The sequence below is a fragment of the Pseudomonas sp. CCNWLW23 genome, from assembly GCF_037095675.1.
In the GTDB taxonomy this organism is placed as follows: Bacteria; Pseudomonadota; Gammaproteobacteria; order Pseudomonadales; family Pseudomonadaceae; genus Aquipseudomonas; species Aquipseudomonas atacamensis.
Genome location: NZ_JBAWKM010000006.1, coordinates 123,875 through 142,205 on the forward strand (window position 1 = coordinate 123,875; position 18,331 = coordinate 142,205).

14 protein-coding genes and 1 pseudogene are annotated in these 18,331 nt (G+C 58.6%); 8 read left to right on the plus strand and 7 right to left on the minus strand.

The genetic code is table 11. From position 1 onward, the window contains the following. Nucleotides 1-227 precede the first annotated feature (227 nt). Nucleotides 228-2,438, plus strand: a complete 2,211-nt coding sequence (locus V8J63_RS10720) for a hypothetical protein (protein WP_336464015.1) — start codon at nt 228-230, stop codon at nt 2,436-2,438. 87 nt (nt 2,439-2,525) lie between these two features. Here the strand turns inward: V8J63_RS10720 and V8J63_RS10725 are convergent, their stop codons facing one another. Further along, on the minus strand, nt 2,526-3,851 hold the full coding sequence (locus V8J63_RS10725; protein WP_016774678.1) for a sigma-54 dependent transcriptional regulator: 1,326 nt from the start codon (nt 3,849-3,851) through the stop codon (nt 2,526-2,528). A gap of 523 nt (nt 3,852-4,374) precedes the next feature. Between V8J63_RS10725 and V8J63_RS10730 the strand changes: the two genes are divergently transcribed. The 3 genes from V8J63_RS10730 (at nt 4,375) to nhaB (ending at nt 7,786) form a co-directional block, all read left to right on the plus strand. Beyond that, complete coding sequence (locus V8J63_RS10730) at nt 4,375-4,641, plus strand: hypothetical protein (RefSeq protein WP_016774677.1); 267 nt, start codon at nt 4,375-4,377, stop codon at nt 4,639-4,641. A gap of 264 nt (nt 4,642-4,905) precedes the next feature. Further along, nucleotides 4,906-6,195, plus strand: coding sequence for a hypothetical protein (locus V8J63_RS10735; protein ID WP_336464016.1), 1,290 nt, complete (start codon nt 4,906-4,908; stop codon nt 6,193-6,195). A gap of 88 nt (nt 6,196-6,283) precedes the next feature. Beyond that, nucleotides 6,284-7,786, plus strand: a complete 1,503-nt coding sequence (gene nhaB, locus V8J63_RS10740) for a sodium/proton antiporter NhaB (RefSeq protein ID WP_336464017.1) — start codon at nt 6,284-6,286, stop codon at nt 7,784-7,786. A gap of 124 nt (nt 7,787-7,910) precedes the next feature. Here the strand turns inward: nhaB and V8J63_RS10745 are convergent, their stop codons facing one another. Genes V8J63_RS10745 through gnd form a run of 3 tightly spaced genes read right to left on the minus strand, consistent with a single transcriptional unit; the run spans nt 7,911 to nt 11,229 of the window. After that, nucleotides 7,911-8,732 carry an HAD family hydrolase gene (locus V8J63_RS10745; protein ID WP_130887301.1) on the minus strand — a complete coding sequence of 274 codons (822 nt, stop codon included), beginning with the start codon at nt 8,730-8,732 and terminating at the stop codon, nt 7,911-7,913. Continuing rightward, nucleotides 8,729-10,252, minus strand: a complete 1,524-nt coding sequence (zwf, locus tag V8J63_RS10750; protein ID WP_130887302.1) for a glucose-6-phosphate dehydrogenase — start codon at nt 10,250-10,252, stop codon at nt 8,729-8,731. The genes V8J63_RS10745 and zwf overlap by 4 nt, the downstream gene beginning before the upstream one ends. Beyond that, nucleotides 10,249-11,229 carry a phosphogluconate dehydrogenase (NAD(+)-dependent, decarboxylating) gene (gene gnd / locus V8J63_RS10755; RefSeq protein WP_016774672.1) on the minus strand — a complete coding sequence of 327 codons (981 nt, stop codon included), beginning with the start codon at nt 11,227-11,229 and terminating at the stop codon, nt 10,249-10,251. The genes zwf and gnd overlap by 4 nt, the downstream gene beginning before the upstream one ends. Nucleotides 11,230-11,504: 275 nt before the next feature. Between gnd and V8J63_RS10760 the strand changes: the two genes are divergently transcribed. From V8J63_RS10760 to V8J63_RS10770, 3 genes and pseudogenes are all read left to right on the plus strand, one after another. Continuing rightward, entirely contained in the window at nt 11,505-11,687 is a 183-nt protein-coding gene (locus V8J63_RS10760) for a DUF6026 family protein (protein WP_016774671.1), read from the plus strand. A gap of 211 nt (nt 11,688-11,898) precedes the next feature. After that, nucleotides 11,899-13,640, plus strand: a pseudogene (locus V8J63_RS10765) (phosphoethanolamine transferase CptA). A gap of 176 nt (nt 13,641-13,816) precedes the next feature. Next, entirely contained in the window at nt 13,817-14,026 is a 210-nt protein-coding gene (locus V8J63_RS10770) for a hypothetical protein (protein ID WP_071172389.1), read from the plus strand. Between the two features lie 115 nt (nt 14,027-14,141). On the opposite strand, the gene V8J63_RS10775 is transcribed toward V8J63_RS10770, so the two are convergent. The 3 genes from V8J63_RS10775 to zapE all read right to left on the minus strand — a co-directional run bounded on the left by V8J63_RS10775 (nt 14,142) and on the right by zapE (nt 16,558). Then, a complete protein-coding gene (locus V8J63_RS10775; RefSeq protein ID WP_024012903.1) occupies nt 14,142-14,639 on the minus strand; it encodes a GNAT family N-acetyltransferase in 498 nt (165 codons plus the stop codon). Between the two features lie 201 nt (nt 14,640-14,840). After that, entirely contained in the window at nt 14,841-15,422 is a 582-nt protein-coding gene (locus V8J63_RS10780; RefSeq protein ID WP_336464018.1) for a DinB family protein, read from the minus strand. Nucleotides 15,423-15,439: 17 nt separating this feature from the next. Continuing rightward, nucleotides 15,440-16,558, minus strand: coding sequence for a cell division protein ZapE (zapE, locus tag V8J63_RS10785; protein WP_336464019.1), 1,119 nt, complete (start codon nt 16,556-16,558; stop codon nt 15,440-15,442). A 289-nt stretch (nt 16,559-16,847) separates the two neighbouring features. On the opposite strand from zapE, the gene V8J63_RS10790 reads away from it, so the two are divergent. Then, complete coding sequence (locus V8J63_RS10790) at nt 16,848-18,314, plus strand: nucleobase:cation symporter-2 family protein (protein ID WP_016774665.1); 1,467 nt, start codon at nt 16,848-16,850, stop codon at nt 18,312-18,314. The last annotated feature ends 17 nt before the right edge of the window (nt 18,315-18,331 follow it).

The window sequence follows — 18,331 nt, forward strand, 5'->3', positions numbered from 1 at the left end:
AAAGCAAAAGATCGCAGCCTTCGGCGGCTCCTGCATGTGGATTCGAGTAATCCCCGCAGGAGACGCCGAAGGCTGCGATCTTTTGATTCTGAGGCTCTTGCTCGTGACCACTCATCGGAAACACGTCCGCACCTGTCAGATCTGACAGGTGCGCTTTTCGCAGAAATAACTTCTGATAGCTCCAGCGTCTGGTCGCCCGTGACCAGCTCGGGCTCAGGAGATTTGCCATGACCATTCTTCTCGCTGCAGATTTGTTTCCTCCAAAAATTCCCATGGCAACTGATCTGGAAACACCAGAGGCGTATCACGGCGGTATTTCACTGGAAGCCGTGAGAACGGGTTACCTGACAGCTGTTGTCGATCCTTGGGTCAACCAGAGTATTGGAGAAAAGTGCGCCTTCCACTGGGATAACTCGCTCTTACCGGTTCGAACGATAGAAATTGATGACACCAATCTCAATAAACAGCTGCTGTTCCAGATCCCGGCAGGTCAAATCACCAACGGCGACGCTTACGCGTTTTACAAAGTAACCCGGCCACATCAGCAGCCTGTGAAATCCCAGGAAATACTGATGCTGGTTAAATTTACCCGGCCCGGCGGCGATGACAGCGACAGTGAACCGGGAAATTCCGGTCTCGTGTACACGCTGGATCCGGACCCGTCGAAGGGGGTGGATGCCGAAATGGCCAAGCTGGGCGTCAAGCTGTTGGCGAGCTACGTAAACTGCGCCACATTCGACCGAATTATCGGGCGCTGGGGTGACCAGTTGGTGTCCTACTATCCAGTCACCAGAGAGCAAGTCGAAGATCCGGTCAATAATCCGATCTTTCTCACCTTCACCGAAAAAGTCATCAGAGACGAAGGCAACGGCAGGAACATCGAAGTGAGTTATCAGGTGTTCGACCGGGTCGGCAATCTGCCGGATCCAAACGCGCCATGGTCGAAAGTCACCTATGTGAATGTGGACCTGAGCATCAGCCGCTTGCCGGCGCCAACAATCTGGGTCAACAACCAGAACGTCACCACCATCGACCTGAAGGTGCTGGGCACGAGCGACGCCGATGCACGGGTTTATTTCACCCCGCCGGATTTCCAGATTGGAGACGAGGTCGAGCTAAGGTGTACCGGCCAGACACCTGAGGGAGAACCTGTCACGATCGGACCGTTGGTACACACGGTCGGCGCCGTGCCTGGGCACTTCGATTTCAAGCTGGCCAATGCCTCGATCAGGGCCATGGTCAATGGCTCGGCCACGACCAACTACAAGTTAATCCGCGCCAACGTACCTGCGCGTCCGTCCAATGACGTTGTTGTTCCAGTCACCGGCGAAGTCAGTCAGTTGAAACCGCCAACGGTTGTCGAGGCGCCTGATTACAAACTTGACCCGAACCGGCATCAGAACGGATTCACCACGGTGTTTGACACTTCGATGTTTGGCGCAAATCACGAGGTAAAACTGGAAATCGCCGGCAGACCCGGCGCCGGCTCAATACCTCCACAGCAAAAGCCGGTGGCGGGACAGTCGAAAGTGCAATTCGAGATTGATTTCTCCGTCACCGGGGCAAATCTGCAGCGCAGTGTGGATCTGATATACAGCCTGATCGTTAATGGACAACCGACGCCGGTGCAGAGTGTGACGCTGGTGATTGGTGAGTTGTTGCAGACGAGCATGCCGATGCCGAAGCTCGAAGGGTTTGATGGTGAAGTGCTGGATGTTGGGTTGATCAAGGATGACACCAAGGTTTTGTGTGAGGCTTGGCCGTTCCAGTGCGCCGGGTGTCCAATTTGGTTGGAGTATGTGGAGACGTTTGCGGGTGGTGGGGAGCGGGTTAAGGAGCAGTTTGTGGGGGCGGCGCATGATCAGGAAGTGGGGCTGAGTTATCTGACTGAGGTGGAGTGGTTGCGGGGGTGTAAGGCGGATTCGAAGTTGGTTGTTGTGTTGAAGGTGGGGTTGTATTCGGGGACGGTTGAGAGTGAGGCGGTTGGGTGTCGGGTGAGGAGTTATGGGGTTAAGGCTGGGTTGGATGATTTGACTACGTTTGATAACTATGACTGGAATCACTGGGCAATTAGCGCTTCTGGGGATTATCAATCTAAGATTTCTAATTCTTCAGATGAGTTTTTTTTAGAATCGCTATCTAATACAGGTTCGAGTATTTACCACGTGTGGATCTCCAAATCTTTTCAAGGCATTGAGACGGGCACCCCGCTTGAGTTTAGTTGTGATTGTCGTTCCTCAAGCAGTATCGGATTAATGCTCGTGCAGAATAATGAAATTGTATTAGAAGACAATGTACCTTCGGGTGGGTTGTGGCAAAAAAAAATCGTAGCATTTTATGCAAGCGAGTCCCCGACACCTAACTCCCTAATGTTAGTTTTTCACGCGACCTCCCCCCACACTATAAATATGAAAAATCTAAGAATTAAACATAAATAATATAAAAATGGTGTCAGGACCAAGACTAGTATTGCTTTCCCCTAAACACCTCCCAATATGATTTCACTCACTCCAAAACGCTTGCAATCACCTAATCTGATGCTTATGCAACAACCGATAAAAAGTAGGCCGCGAAACCCCTAACACTTTCGCAGCCACACTCAAATTATCACTATGCCGATTCAACACATCACACAACGCCTGCCGTTCCGCTCGGGTCTTGTAATCCTCCAGCGTGCCCATCGGCGTGGCGATCGAGTGTTGGCTGATCAACCCTAAATCCCTTGCCTCGATCTGCCTTCCCTCCGCCAACACCAGCCCCCGCCGTACCCGGTTCGCCAGCTCGCGCACGTTACCCGGCCAGTCATGCTTGCCCATGGCAATCAATGCATCTTCGCTGAAGCTGCGTGGCCGGCGCCCGGTTTCGTGGCTGTAGAAGTGCGAAAAGTGGTTGGCCAGCATCGACAGATCGCCATGGCGCTCGCGCAATGGCGCGGTTACCACTTGCAGTACGTTGAGCCGGTAATACAGGTCTTCGCGAAAGCGCTTCTTCTCGATCGCCGCTTCCAGGTCAACGTGGGTTGCGGCCAGAACGCGAACGTCCACCGGGATCGGCTGACTGCCGCCTACCCGCTCGATGTGCTTTTCCTGCAGAAAGCGCAACAGGTTGGCCTGCAATTCCAGCGGCAAGTCGCCGATTTCATCGAGGAACAACGTGCCGCCATTGGCCGCTTCGATGCGTCCGACCTTGCGCTGGTGTGCGCCGGTGAACGCGCCTTTCTCGTGGCCGAACAATTCTGACTGGATCAAATGCTCTGGGATCGCCCCGCAGTTGATCGCTACAAACGGTTTGTTGTGACGCTGGGATTGTCGGTGCAGGGTGCGCGCGACCAGCTCTTTGCCGGTGCCACTTTCGCCGCGAATCAGCACGGGCGATTCGGTCGGGGCCAGTTTGCTCAGCAGTTTGCGCAGTTCGCGGATCGGTTTGCTGTCGCCGAGCAGTTCGTGCTCTGGCTGATCGACATGAATCGTGCCCTGCCCGCGCAGGCGCGCCATGCCGAAGGCGCGGCCGAGTGTGACTTGTACGCGGGAGACATCGAAGGGCAAGGTGTGGAAGTCAAAGAACCATTCACAAACGAAATCGCCAACGTTCTGTAAGCGCAGGACTTCCTGATTGAGCACGGCAATCCATTCGGTGCCGCTGCGGCTGATCAGTTCTTTGACCGCTTCTGGACGTTCCAGGTGATAAGGCTGCAAGCGTAGCAGGCCGACGTCACAGGCGCGGGATGCGGCGTTTTCCAGATTACAACTGTCGACATCCCAACCGACGGCGCGCAATCCGGGCAACAGGCGATGGCAGTCGTCGCAGGGATCGACCACCAGTAAACGTCTCGACGCAGGCGCTTCGCTCATGACTGTTCCTTGGCGCCAAATTTGATAAATGATCGTAAAAACAGTCATTTGGCAGACCCGGTTGTAACACTAGCAAGATTTTGACGGAGGCTTGTACCGATTGCTTATAGGCTGGCTATTAAAAGAGTTATAAGAAAGTTGGTTGTTAGTTAGCTATCGACTATTTACGCTGAGTCAAAGAGCAGCCCCTCACCCTAGCCCTCTCCCAAGGGAGAGGGAACTGACCGAGGTGTTTGCGCGGGGTACGCCGATCTGAAAGACCAAGCCGAACTCGAGCTTGAAAAGCCCACAAATCGGCTCCCTCTCCTCGGGGAGAGGGCTGGGGTGAGGGGTGAATTCAGCGCGGTGTTCGGACAGGTGCAGGATTAACGAAACGAACTTACGTTATGTAAAGAACCTGAAATTTCTTTGTTTCAAGTGTGACCCACCCCCCTGTTGCGTGCATCAGTACAAGTAACCCGCCGCACGGTAAGCCCAACCGACGGCACATCACTTGATTGGGCGCCAATAGAGAGAAGACCCCATGACTGCCCCGCTGCGTATCAACGAAGCTCTTCTGATTGCCAACCACGCGTTCAAGCCTTTTCAATGCGTGGCCTGGGCGCCACAAGACGGCAATGGCGAACTGAGCCTGACCGTCGTCGACCGCACCAATTCCCACATCGGTCGCAAACAGATCCCGAGCAGCGCCTACTCTGACCCGGCGCAACTCGAACAACTGCTGCAACAGGCCCGCGCCGAGCTGAGCGAAGACGGCCACAAGTTGCAATCGTGGTCGATGCCACACTGATAATCGAACAAAGGCGGATGACGTTAAAGTCATCCGCCTTTGTTGTATGCGAAGTCGAATAAGCACAGTACTTACCGCGCTGTTTCATCCAAATTGCTTGGCTCGCTTGCGACTGGTTCAACAAGACACTGTTCTGGCACAGTGCGACCGTCGTTCTGTTGATTCGTCCAGTTGTACTTCTCGCGGTTCAGGGATTGAATGTTTCGCTCGTGCAGTCAGCCTCCCAATCACTGGGATATCGGCTACTCGCAAGGAGACGCGTGCATGTCGACCCTGAACACTTATGCGCTGCCCACGGTATGGAACAACCCCGGTTCGCTCGACTCGACCTTCGCCATCGGCGGTGTTGCGCAGGTGTACTTTGCCGGTAGCCTGTCCAGCCAGACGCAACATGTCGCGCTCGATGCGCAGGGTCGGATTCTGGTCGCCGCCAAGGTCGGTACGCCGAAGGGAAGTCGTTTTGGCCTGGCGCGGCTGCTGGGTGATGGTTCGGCGGATTTGTCGTTCGGTATTCAGGGCAGCGTGATCGGCAGTTTCGTCGAAGGATTCGAAGCCAAGGCCGGCAAGGTTCAGGTACTAGCTGACGGCAAGATTCTGCTGGCCGGCCTGCATTATGAAGACACCCATCGCACCCTCCCCGCCTTCGCCCTGTTCGATGCCGACGGCCGGCCAGATCGAACTTTCGGTGATGACGGCTTCCAGATCGTGCGTCTGCCCGGGGAGCTGTCCATGGGCACCCGCGACAACTGGCTGCCGCCGGGTGTGCCTGGTGTTGAAGCCTGTGACTTTGCGGTGCAGGACGACGGTCGCATTCTGCTGATCGCCAACCATCATTTCAGCCTCGCCGACCACGCCGGGATGCTGATTCGCCTGTGTCCTGATGGAAGCCTCGACGAATCGTTCAACGGGCGCGGATTTGTCATGGTTCGCCACTTGCTGCTCAACACCTGGCTGAGCACCCTGCTGTTGAAGGCGGATGGGCGAATTGTCGTCGCAGGTTCCATCGACTTTCCGCAGCAAGGGCTGCTGGCGGTTTACCAGTCCGATGGGCGTCTGGACGAGCGTTTTGCCGTGGACGGTTTCATGGCGTTCAGGGCCCACGGCAACAGCGCTCAGGTCAGCCAGATCATCGAGTCCGCCGACAGGCTCTACTGCTTCGGCAGCAGCCGCGATCCGATCCGCTGCCTGACGTTTGTCCTGCACGCCAACGGTCGACCGGACCTGCACTGTCATCATGGCCAACCACAGGTGGTGGACATCGGTCCCAGCGGATGCCAATGGAACGCCGCCCAGTTGATGAGCGATGGCCGCATCGTTGCCGTGGGCGCGACCATCGGCGGGGTTGAAGCCGACTTCATGGTCGCCCGTTATCAAGCTGACGGCAGTCTCGATCCCGCGTTCGGCCAGGGCCACGGTTGGTTGCGCACGCGACTGGGGCGAAGTCTCGATACAGCCAATTCTCTGGCCATACAAACTGACGGGGCTATCGTGGTGGGGGGCTATTCACTGGATGGCAACTACCGGGCAATGGTTGCGCGTTATCTGAATCCATAGAGCATTCAACAGGATCGAGGTTATCGGCGACTTGATCTTCCTTGAAACATCCGGCAACTTTCGCGCTTCTAAATAAAAGGAGCAGCCGATGTCCGGTTCAATCGCCCAGGCGTTCGCGCACAACTTCCTCGGGCAATCGCCACGCTGGTACAAGGCGACCATCGTCGGTTTTCTCATTCTCAATGCCGTGGTCCTGTTCACCATCGGCCCGGTCGCCGCAGGCTGGTTGCTGGTGATCGAATTCATCTTCACCCTGGCCATGGCGCTCAAGTGTTATCCGTTGATGCCCGGCGGCCTGCTGTTGATTGAAGCGTTGCTGTTGAAGATGACCACGCCGCAAGCGCTTTACGATGAGTTGCTGCACAACTTTCCGGTGATCCTGCTGCTGATGTTCATGGTTGCCGGCATCTACTTCATGAAAGATCTGCTGCTGTTTCTCTTCTCGCGGCTGCTGTTGGGCGTGCGCTCGAAAGCGATTCTGGCGCTGATGTTCTGCTTCTTGTCGGCATTTCTTTCGGCATTTCTTGATGCGTTGACCGTGACGGCGGTGATCATCAGTGCGGCTGTCGGGTTTTACTCGGTGTATCACCGGGTCGCGTCTGGCAATGATCCACGCAAGGACAGCGAATTTGGTGACGATCAGCATTTACCGTCGCGACACCATGAGGACTTGAATCAATTCCGCGCTTTCCTGCGCAGCCTGTTGATGCACGGCGCGGTCGGCACGGCGCTCGGTGGCGTCTGCACCTTGGTCGGTGAGCCGCAGAACCTGTTGATTGGCCATGAGATGGGCTGGCATTTCGGCGAGTTCTTCCAGAAAGTTGCCCCGGTGTCGCTGCCGGTACTGGTGGCGGGTCTGGTTACTTGCGTGCTGCTGGAGAAGCTGCGCTGGTTCGGATACGGCACGCTGCTGCCGGACAACGTCCGCGCTGTGTTGGCTGACTACGCTGCCGAGGACAACGCCAAACGCACGCCCCGTCAGACGGCGGCGCTGCTGGTGCAAGGCGCGGCGGCGCTGATTCTGATTGGTTGCCTGGCGTTTCACCTGGCTGAAGTCGGCCTGATCGGTTTGATGGTGATTGTGTTGATCACTGCGTTTACCGGCATCACCGACGAGCATCGCCTGGGCAGCGCGTTCAAGGACGCCATGCCGTTTACCGCGCTGCTGGTGGTGTTTTTTGCCGTGGTGGCGGTCATTCACGATCAGCATCTGTTCGTCCCGCTGATCGAGTGGGTCTTGGCGTTGCCGATGGATCAACAGCCGGGGATGTTGTTCATCGCCAATGGTCTGCTCTCGGCGATCAGCGACAACGTGTTTGTCGCGACCATTTACATCACTGAGGTGAAACAGGCTTTTCTTGCCGGGCACATGACTCGTGAGCACTTCGAAACGTTGGCGATTGCGATCAACACCGGCACCAATCTGCCGAGTGTGGCGACACCGAATGGTCAGGCAGCGTTTCTGTTCCTGCTGACCTCGGCGATCGCGCCGCTGGTACGTTTGTCGTACGGGCGCATGGTGTGGATGGCGGTGCCGTATACCGTGGTGATGGGTTTGTTGGGCTGGTATGCGGTGAGCTATTGGCTCTAAGCAACACTGAATAACCCTGTGGGAGCGAGCCTGCTCGCGAATGCGTTAGGTCAGGCAAAGAAGGTGTTGAATGTGCCGACGCCTTCGCGAGCAGGCTCGCTCCCACATTGGTTTTTGTGTCGGGTCAGTGCGGGAGGATGTACTGCTCGATCGCCAAAGCCACGCCGTCTTCGGTGTTCGACGCTGTAACGACATCCGCCTGACGCTTCACCGCCTCCTCCGCCTGCCCCATGGCAATCGACAAACCGGCGCATTTGAACATCGCCGGGTCGTTGCCGCCGTCGCCGATGACAGCGGTTTGCTCCAGCGGCACGCCGAGGTATTCGGCAATCGTTGTCAGCGCGGTGCCTTTGTTGGCCTCAAGCGCAGTGACGTCCAGATACACCGGCTGCGAGCGCGACACTTGCGCCATGCCGTTGACCTTGGGCAACAGCTGCGCCTCCAGCTCAATCAGCAACTCTGTGTTATTGCTGGTGGCAACGATCTTGTCGATGCGCTCCAGATACGGCTCGAAACTCTCGACCACCACCGGCGGATAGCCGAGGCCGCTCTGCTCACGAGGGACCATCGGCCCGTGCGGGTCCTTGAGCAGCCAGTCGCCGCCACTGAACACCCAGATTTCCACCTCCGGTTGATCGGCAAACTGCGCCAAAGCAATCAGCGCGGTCGTGGCCGGCAGATAATGCGCGGCCAACAGTGTGCCGTCCGGTTTGACGATGGTGCCGCCATTGAACGCCGCTGTCGGCAGATCAACGCCCAGCGCCTCGATCTGCTGCAACATGGCTTTCGGCGGGCGGCCGCTGGCGAGGCTGAACAGCACGCCGGCCTCGCGCAATGAACGCACGGCGTCGATGGTGCGCTGGTTCAGCGTGTGATCAGGCAGCAACAAGGTGCCGTCCATGTCGCTGAGCAGAAAACGGATCGGTTGTTTCGGCAAATCACTCATCCCAGGCCGTGCCAGACGCGACCATCGCGAGTCAGCAGATCTTCGGCTGCTTGCGGGCCATCTTCGCCGGCCGCATACGTCTCGACGCTCGCATCCTGCTGCCAGGCATCAAGGAAAGGCTGCACCGCTCGCCAACCGTTCTCAATGTTGTCGGCACGCTGGAACAGCGTCTGATCACCGGTCAGGCAGTCGTAGATCAAGGTTTCGTAGCCAGTCGACGGCTGCATCTCGAAGAAATCCTTATACGCAAAACCCAGCTCGATATTGGCCATGTTCAGCGCCGGCCCCGGGCGCTTGGCCAGCAGGTCGAACCACATGCCTTCGTTTGGCTGGATCTGGATACGCAGGTAAGTCGGCTGCAACTCGTCGACTTCGGTGTCGCGAAACTGCGCGTACGGCGCCGGTTTGAAGCAGATGACGATCTCGGTGTCGCGCACGCTCATGCGCTTGCCGGTGCGCAGATAGAACGGCACGCCGACCCAGCGCCAGTTATCGATCATCACCTTCAGCGCCACATAGGTTTCCGTGGTGCTGTCGGGCGACACGTTGGCTTCTTCGCGATAACCCTTCAACGGCTGGCCATCGCGCTCGCCAGCGCTGTACTGCCCGCGCACCGAGTTGGCCCGGGCTTCTTCCGTCGACCAGGGACGAATCGCCCCGACCACTTTGGCCTTCTCGCCGCGCACCGCGTCAGCGCCGAAAGCAGCCGGCGGTTCCATGGCGACCATGGCCAACAATTGGAACAGGTGATTGGGCACCATGTCGCGCAGTGCGCCGGTGTGTTCGTAAAAACTGCCACGGGTTTCCACACCGACGGTTTCCGCCGCAGTGATCTGCACATGGTCGATGTAATGGTTGTTCCAGAAGGCTTCGAACAGGCTGTTGGAAAACCGGCTGACCAGGATGTTCTGCACGGTTTCCTTGCCCAGGTAATGGTCGATCCGGTAGATCTGCTTCTCGCTCATGACCTTGAGCAGGCAAGCGTTCAAGGCTTCGGCAGTGTGCAGATCGGAGCCGAACGGCTTCTCGATCACCACCCTTCTGAACGCTTCGGGGGTTTCTTCAAGCAAACCGGCGCTGCCGAGACGGCGCACCACTTCACTGAAGAAACGTGGCGCGGTGGCCAGGTAAAACACCGCATTGCCGGTGCCGCTGTCGGCGATTTTCGCCGCCAGGGCTGAATAAGTGCTGTCGTCGAGGAAATCACCCTGGACGTAGCTGATGCCTTTGGCGAGCTTGGCCCACAAGGCCGGATCAAGCATCTGATCGCCCTTGCCGACCTTCGCCGCCACTTCGGTACGGATGAAGTCTTCGAGCTTTTGCGCGAAGGCTTCATCGGTAATGGCGTTGTGATCAACGCCGACGATCCGCAGATTCTCGTCGAGCAGGCCGTCGCGACTGAGGTTGTACAGCGCCGGCATGAGCAAGCGCTTGACCAGGTCGCCGTGGGCACCGAACAGGAACAGCGTGGTCGGTGGTGCGGGTTCTGCCTTGGATTTTCTGCGGATCGTACGGGTCATTTCTTGGCAATCTCCACGTGGCCGCCGAAGCCGAAGCGTTGTGCTGACAGGATCTTGTCACCGAAGGTGCCCTGCCCGCGAGAGCGGTAACGGGAGAACAGCGAGTTGGACAGCACCGGTACCGGCACCGCTTGCTCCATGGCCGCTTCGATGGTCCATTGGCCTTCGCCGCTGTCAGCCACGGAACCGGAGAAACCGTCGAGCTTCGGATCGCTGGCCAGCGCATCGGCAGTCAGGTCCAGCAGCCACGACGAAACCACGCTGCCACGACGCCAGACCTCAGCGATATCAGCCACGTTCAGATCAAATCGCTGATCTTCCGGCAGGCGTTCGCTGGATTTGGTCTTGAGGATGTCGAAGCCCTCGGCGAACGCGGCCATCATGCCGTACTCGATGCCGTTGTGGATCATCTTCACGAAGTGCCCGGCGCCTGCGGGACCGGCGTGGATGTAGCCGTGCTCGGCACGGTGGTCATCGGATTTGCGGTCCTTGGTACGCGGGATGTCGCCCATGCCCGGCGCCAGTGCGGCGAACAGCGGATCCAGACGTTTGACCGTCTCGGCGTCGCCGCCAATCATCATGCAATAGCCGCGTTCCAGACCCCAGACGCCGCCGGAGGTGCCGACGTCGATGTAGTGCAGGCCCTTCTCGTTCAGCGTCTTGGCGCGACGAATGTCGTCCTTGTAGTTGGTGTTGCCGCCGTCGATGATCGTATCGCCGGGCTCAAGCAGTTCGCTCAGGGTGTTGATGGTGTCTTCGGTCGGTGCGCCCGCCGGCAGCATGACCCAGACCGCGCGCGGCTTGTCGAGGCCGGCGACCAGCGCTGGCAAGTCGGCGACGCCAGTGGAGCCCTCGGCGACCAGGTTATCGATGAAAGCGGTATTGCGGTCGTAAACAACGGTGGTGTGCCCGTTGAGCATCAGACGTCGCGCAATATTGCCGCCCATGCGGCCCAGTCCAATAATCCCGAGTTGCATGTGCTGATGCTCCTTACTACAAATAAATGTGTGTCATTGGTTATAGCCCAACGCGACTGATGGAGGTTAGTCCAGAGCGTTGCGATGAAGTTTCCGGGCATTGTGCCCGATCCAGAGTGATAACGCCCCGAATCCTGCCGAAGACACACCGACCATGAAAAATAAAAAAGTTCCCTTCCAGGGCAAAAGAAATCAAAATTGGCGCCGATAGTAAGTCAAGCGCCTCAAAACGAGGAGTGACTTACAGTTGATGCACGCCATTTGCGAGGTGAGCAATGGGCACAGTACACACAGCAATGCCGCCACAAACCCTCTACGTTACGATCCGTCGCGATGAATTGCGCCAGTTGAAAGACGAGCGCGACCAGTTGAAGCACGAATTGGCGCAATTGCGCGCATTGACCCAGGGCTCGCAGCCGCAACCGCGTCCGGTTGTGCAGCGCGCACCCCACGCCTGATCCCCGCCTGCTTCGGGAACGGCCCCCGTCGTTCCCGACACGTTGCACCTCTGACCGCTTGATACACACCAACAGCGGCGCTTAACAAATCTTTCACAAGCCCTTGGGGATACTCCGCCCCATTCTGGCCGTGCCTGCGCGCACGGCCTCTGTTCGTCGGTGTCATGGAAGCGTTTCCGGCGTGGGTCTGATGATTGAGCTGGAGCGCTGAATGGCATTGTTCAAACGCAGCAAAACGACTGCGGCCGGTTTCGACTGGGCCGGATTCATCTGGCTGTTCGTCTTCTTCTGGTATTTCTCGGGTATTACCCAACTGCTGATCCAGCTGACCGGCACGTCCGGCTTCACCGGATTTCGTCAGGCATTCGTGATGAGCGCGCTGTGGCTGGCGCCGATGCTGCTGTTCCCCAAACAGACTCGCCTGCTCGCGGCGATCATCGGTGTGGTGCTGTGGGCCTGCTCGATGGCCAGCCTCGGCTACTTCTTCATTTATCAGCAGGAATTCTCGCAGAGCGTCATCTTCATCATGTTCGAGTCGAACGTGTCGGAAGCCGGCGAGTACATGACCCAGTATTTCGCCTGGTGGATGATCCCGGCGTTCCTCGCCCATACCGCGTTTGCCTACTTTCTGTGGACGCGCCTGCGTCCGGTGTACATGCCCCGTGGACGCGCAATGGTTGCCGCGACCGCGATCGTGATCGCCGTGGCCGGTTATCCGCTGATCAAACAAACCATGCGCATGGGCAATTTCGCTGAAGGCTTCGAGAAATTCGAAACCCGCATCGAGCCTGCCGTGCCGTGGCAGATGGCTGTGGCCTATCACCGGTATCTGGAAACGCTGGGGGACATGCAAGGCATGCTCGACAGTGCCAGCAAGATCGCGCCGCTGAAAAACCTCAAGGACGCCTCGGCCGGTCAGCCGGCGACGCTGGTGCTGGTCATCGGTGAATCGACCAACCGCCAGCGCATGAGCCTCTACGGTTATCCGCGCAACACCACGCCGGAACTGGACAAGCTCAAGGATCAACTGGCGGTTTTTGACAACGTCATCACCCCGCGCCCTTACACCATCGAAGCGCTGCAGCAAGTGCTGACCTTCGCCGATGAGCAGAACCCGGATCTGTACCTGTCGACGCCATCGCTGGTCAGCGTGATGAAACAGGCCGGTTACAAGACCTTCTGGATCACCAACCAGCAGACCATGACCAAGCGCAACACCATGCTCACGACCTTCTCCGAACAGGCTGACGAGCAGGTGTACCTGAACAACAACCGCAACCAGAACTCGGCGCAATACGATGGCGACGTCATCGAGCCGTTCAACAAGGCGCTGGCCGATGCGGCGCCGCGCAAGCTGATCGTCGTGCATCTGCTCGGCACGCACATGAGCTATCAGTACCGTTATCCGCCGACGTTCGACAAGTTCAAGGATCGCCAAGGCGTTCCGGCTGGCGTGCGTGACGATCAGGTACCGACTTACAACAGCTATGACAATGCCGTGCTGTACAACGACTTCGTGGTCTCGAGCCTGATCAAGGACTACGCCAAAACCGACCCGAATGGCTTCCTGCTGTACCTGTCCGACCACGGTGAGGATGTCTTCGACTCCGCCGGCCACGGCACGCTGGGCCGCAACGAAAACAAACCGACCGCGCCGATGTACACCATCCCGTTCATGGCCTGGGCCTCGCCGAAGTGGAAGGAAAACCATGACTGGAACTTCGCCGGCGACCTCAGTCGCCCGTACAGCAGCTCGCAGCTCATTCATACCTGGGCGGACTTGGCCGGGTTGAGCTCCGATGAACTGGATCGCAGCAAAAGCCTGGTCAGCGACAGCTTCGTACCGCGCAAGCTGCTGATTGGCGACCCGTACCAGGCACCGCGGCGGGCGTTGATTGACTTCAGTTGATGAAGCCAAAGCACCCGGATCCGGCGGAAGTAGCGCAGAAGTAAAACGACAAAGGGCCGAGAAGGCCCTTTTTTGTGCCTATCGACCGCGTTGTTTCTGTAATACGCCGCAATATTTGCGCAGAACCAGCGTTAACCCATTGTTAATGGCCGCGACGCAGACTTCTTCCGCGGTCTGCTTCACGGACGAACCGACTCCCACTTGTTCAGTAGGAGGCACCATGAAAACCACTACCTTCATTCTCACCACCCTGCTCGCCCTCGGCTCCACCAGCGCCTTCGCTGAAGGCGGCGCCGAACGTATGCGTTATTACTACGACAATTTCCCGGTCCAGCACGCGCAAAGCGAGCAGAAGACCGACGCCAGCGCGAAAGAAATCCGCGTCCCTGCTGACCAGACGGCGCAGGTGACCGAGTCTTATCGCGACTGAATTTTACCGAGCAACCGATGAGCCTTCCGTGGCTCCGCTCTGGCCCGGGAGATGACAGTTAGGCGCCCTCATTGGGGCGCCTTTTTTTATGTTGGTGATTTGCGGTGAGGAGCCTTCAGGCCTGCAAGTCCTTTATCCAGAACAGCATCCGCCCGTGATCCGGATTGAACATCCCCGGTGCAAAGCCGAATTTGCGATACGAACCCTGCGCCACCGCATTGCCTTCCAGCACTTCGAGGGTGATCTTGCAGCAGCCACGCTGGCGGGCGATTTCTTCTACCTTCTGCAGCATTTTCTGACTGAGCCCCAGGCCGCGAAATTTGCCGACCACGGCGACGTCGTGAACGTTGACCAGCGGTTTACAGGCGAAAGTAGAGAAGCCTTCAAAGCAGTTGACCAGCCCGGCCGGTTCGCCGCCGACGAAGGCCAGCACGCTGAAGGCATGCGGGCGGCGGGCGAGTTCTTCGGGCAGGCGTTGCAGCAGTTCGGGCGCGATCGGATGACCGCCGCCCATGGGATCTTCGGCGTAGTGGTTGAGCACGATGCCGATGGCTTCGGCGTGCACCGGGTTGCTGTAACTGGCCTGAAGTACGAGTATTTCTGCGGAATCCATTTCCATCCCCGATTAAGCAAAGAGCCCCGGCGCGCAAGGTGCTAGCTGGAAGGCCTAGCGGGGACATTAGCTTGGGTGCGCCTGAGAGGGCAACTTGAAAAGCTGAAGATCAAAAGATCGCAGCCTCGTTGCACTCGTCAGCTCCTCCGGTCCGATATGTGTAGGAGCTGACGAGTGCAACGAGGCTGCGATCTTTCGTGGTCAGTGGCCCCAGATGAGCTCTTCGGTCCAGCCCAGTTCGGCGAAGTCTTCGGCGCGCAATGCGCTTTCGCCGACACAGAAAAATTCATCCAGTTGCGGTGGCTTGACCGCCGTGCCGCTGAGCATGGCGTGCACTTGGCCGCGATGATGGATCTGGTGTTCGAACAGGTGCGAAAGCATGCGCAGGCGGCTGTCATGTTGCGGTTCGTCGCGAGCGATAGTGACGATTCTTGGCAGATCGGCATCGCGCAGTTGCTCGCAATAGGCGATCAGCCGGCGATCGACGCGGGCCTGCTCTGCACGCAGCGCCGCAGCCTCGGTAAACGGCTCGTCTGCATTGAAGAAAACATAGCAATCCGGGTGCGGCTCGTCCCCGCGCAATTCGCGTTCCAGCGCGTCGACGTAGAACCAGTCGCAAGTGAGGATGTGACTAAGCGTGAGGCGGATGCTGGGGAAGAAGCTCACCCGTGGCGCCGCCAGTTCAGTGGCATCGAGCTGGGTCCAGGCCTTGGCCAGGCGATGGTTGGCCCAGGCATTCTGGTAGGCCATGGTCAGCAAATGATGGGACAGCGGTTGACTCATGTCGGTGCCCTCTTCTTTCAGGCTTCAGCGAAGCGCTGCAATTGCATCTCCTGCAAACGGCTGAGGGTGCGGCGGAACGGGAATTCCAGATAGCCCTCGGTGTACAGCGCATCCATCGGTACGCTTGCCTCGACGTACAGCGGCACCTTGCGGTCGTAGCATTCGTCGACCAGCGCGATAAAGCGGCGAACGCCGTCGTCATGTACCGACAATTGCGGCAATTCCCGGTCGCCGGCGACCACGCGCGCAGCGCCGTCTTCGGTACCGCGTGCGATACGTCCTTCGCGTTTTTGTGCGCTGAGGTTCGGCACTTCGCTCAACAGAATAGCCCGGTAGCGATCACACAGGGCGATGAAGTCCATGGCGGCGAAAGGTTGTTCGCACAAATCGCTGTAGCGACACCACAGCACGGATTCGCTGGCTTGCACCACGTTGAGTGTGCGGTGGCCCACGGCCACTGGCTCCTCGCTGACAGTCTCATCTGCAGCCAGCGATTTGAACACGGCCTCCAGTGCGCTCGGTAAATCATCCGCGCGAACAAAATAACGCTGCTCGATCGTCCCCGGATGCAAGCGATGATCCTCGGCGCCATTCACCGCGACCACGGTCATGTGCGCCTTGATCGCCGCAATCGCCGGCGTGAAACGGTCGCGGTTGAAGCCGTCGGCGTATAGATCATCGGGCGGCAGATTGGAGGTGCAGACGATCACCACACCTTCATCGAACATCACCTGAAACAGCCGGCCGAGAATGATCGCGTCGCCGATGTCATTGACGAACAGTTCATCGAAGCACAGCACGCGCACTTCGCCGGCCAGCTCTTTGGCCAAAGCGCGCAACGGATCGGCGATGCCACTGAGTTGAAACGAACGCTGATGCACCCAGCCCATGAAGTGATGAAAGTGTTGACGCCGCGCTGGCACCCGCAGGCTCTGATAGAACTGATCCATCAGCCAGGTTTTGCCGCGCCCGACCGGCCCCCACAGGTACACGCCGCCGACCGAACGGGCACCAGCGTGCAAGGCTTCATGGCATTTTTGCAAGGCCCAGACCGCGTGTTCCTGGGCTTCATCCTGGATGAAACCCTTGTGGTCGACTGCGTATTGCCAGGCACTGAGGGGGGAGTCGAAAGTCATGCGCGGGAGTATGCCACGGGCGCTTTTCCATTGCCGGTCGAGGCACGCTTGATCGTTCCCGCGCTCTGCGTGGGAATGCCTCAAGGGACGCTCCGCGTTCCAGCTCTGGAAGGGACACGGAGCGTCCCGGTCTGCATTACCACGCGGAGCATGGGAACGATCAGAACAAGGGAGAGGCAGTAAAACCTGACCTTTCAGGCAGTTATTGCTCGTTGCCCTCGCCGCCCTCTTCCGGCATTCTGCGCACCCATTTTCTGACCCGGCCCCGCCTTGCGGCGCGCACCTCACCATGACCGCCTCTGACAAAACCCCGCGCAACAACGACCTGATCTACGGCCTCAACGACCGTCCGCACCTGACCGCCACGGTGTTTGCCGCGTTGCAGCACGTGCTGGCCAGTTTCGTCGGCATCATCACCCCGACCCTGATCATGGGTGGCGCCCTCGGTCTGCACAGTGAAATCCCCTACCTGATCAGCATGGCGCTGTTCGTCTCCGGCCTTGGCACCTTTGTCCAGGCCAAGCGCTTCGGCCCGGTGGGTTCCGGTCTGCTCTGCCTGCAAGGCACCAGTTTCTCCTTTATCAGTGTGATTCTCAGCGCCGGGTTCATGGTCAAGGCGCGTGGCGGTGGCACTGACGAGATCCTCTCGACGATCTTCGGCGTGTGCTTCTTCGCCGCGTTCATCGAAGTGGTGCTCAGCCAGTTCATCGGCAAACTGCGCATGCTGATCACGCCGGTGGTGACCGGCACGATCATCACGCTGATGGGCTTGTCACTGATCAAAGTGGCGATGACCGACATCGCCGGCGGCTTCGGCGCGCCTGACTTGGGCGCGGCCAGTCACGTATTTCTGGCGGCACTGGTGATCGGCACCATCGTTGTGCTGAACCGTGTCGACGTGCCGTTTCTGCGCCTGGGCGCGATCGTCATTGGCCTGACCCTCGGCTACGTAGTGGCATGGCTGATGGGCACGGTGGATTTCGCTTCGATGCCCGAGGTGCCGCTGGTCAGCGTGCCGGTGCCGTTCAAGTACGGCTTCAACTTCGATTGGGTGGCGTTCGTGCCGGTGGCGGTGATTTTCCTCGTGTCGCCGCTGGAAGCGGCCGGTGATCTGACCGCCAACTCGATGATCTCCCGGCAACCGGTGAAAGGCCCGCTGTACATCCGTCGCATCAAATCCGGCCTGCTCGCCGATGGTCTCAACTCGGCCATGGCGGCAGTGTTCAACAGCATGCCGATGGTGACCTTTGCGCAGAACAACGGGGTGATCCAGTTGACCGGTGTGGCCAGCCGCTACGTAGCGTTTTTCATCGCCGGGCTGCTGGTGTTGCTCGGTTTGTTCCCGATGATCGGCGCGGTGCTGCAACTGATGCCGAAACCGGTGCTGGGTGGCGCCGAACTGGTGATGTTCGGCACCGTCGCCGTGGCCGGAATCAAGATCCTAGCCGAGGCCGGCCTGCATCGACGCAACATGCTGATCGTGGCGATCTCGCTGGGCATGGGCCTGGGTATTGCGGCGGTGCCGGAAGTCCTGCGCGAACTGCCGCAAGCGCTGCGCAACATCTTCGAATCGCCAATCACCGTTGGCGCGTTGTGCGCTATCGTGCTGAACATCTTCCTGCCGGAAGAATTCATCGAGCTGGAAGAAGATGATTTTGACCCGGAAGCGTCGATTCTGCAGGTCATGGAAAACCCCGACGTCGCCGCCAAAGGTGAACCCGGCCAAGCGGCGGCTGTCGCACAGTTGAACCGCTGACGTCGCGCCTCGAAAAA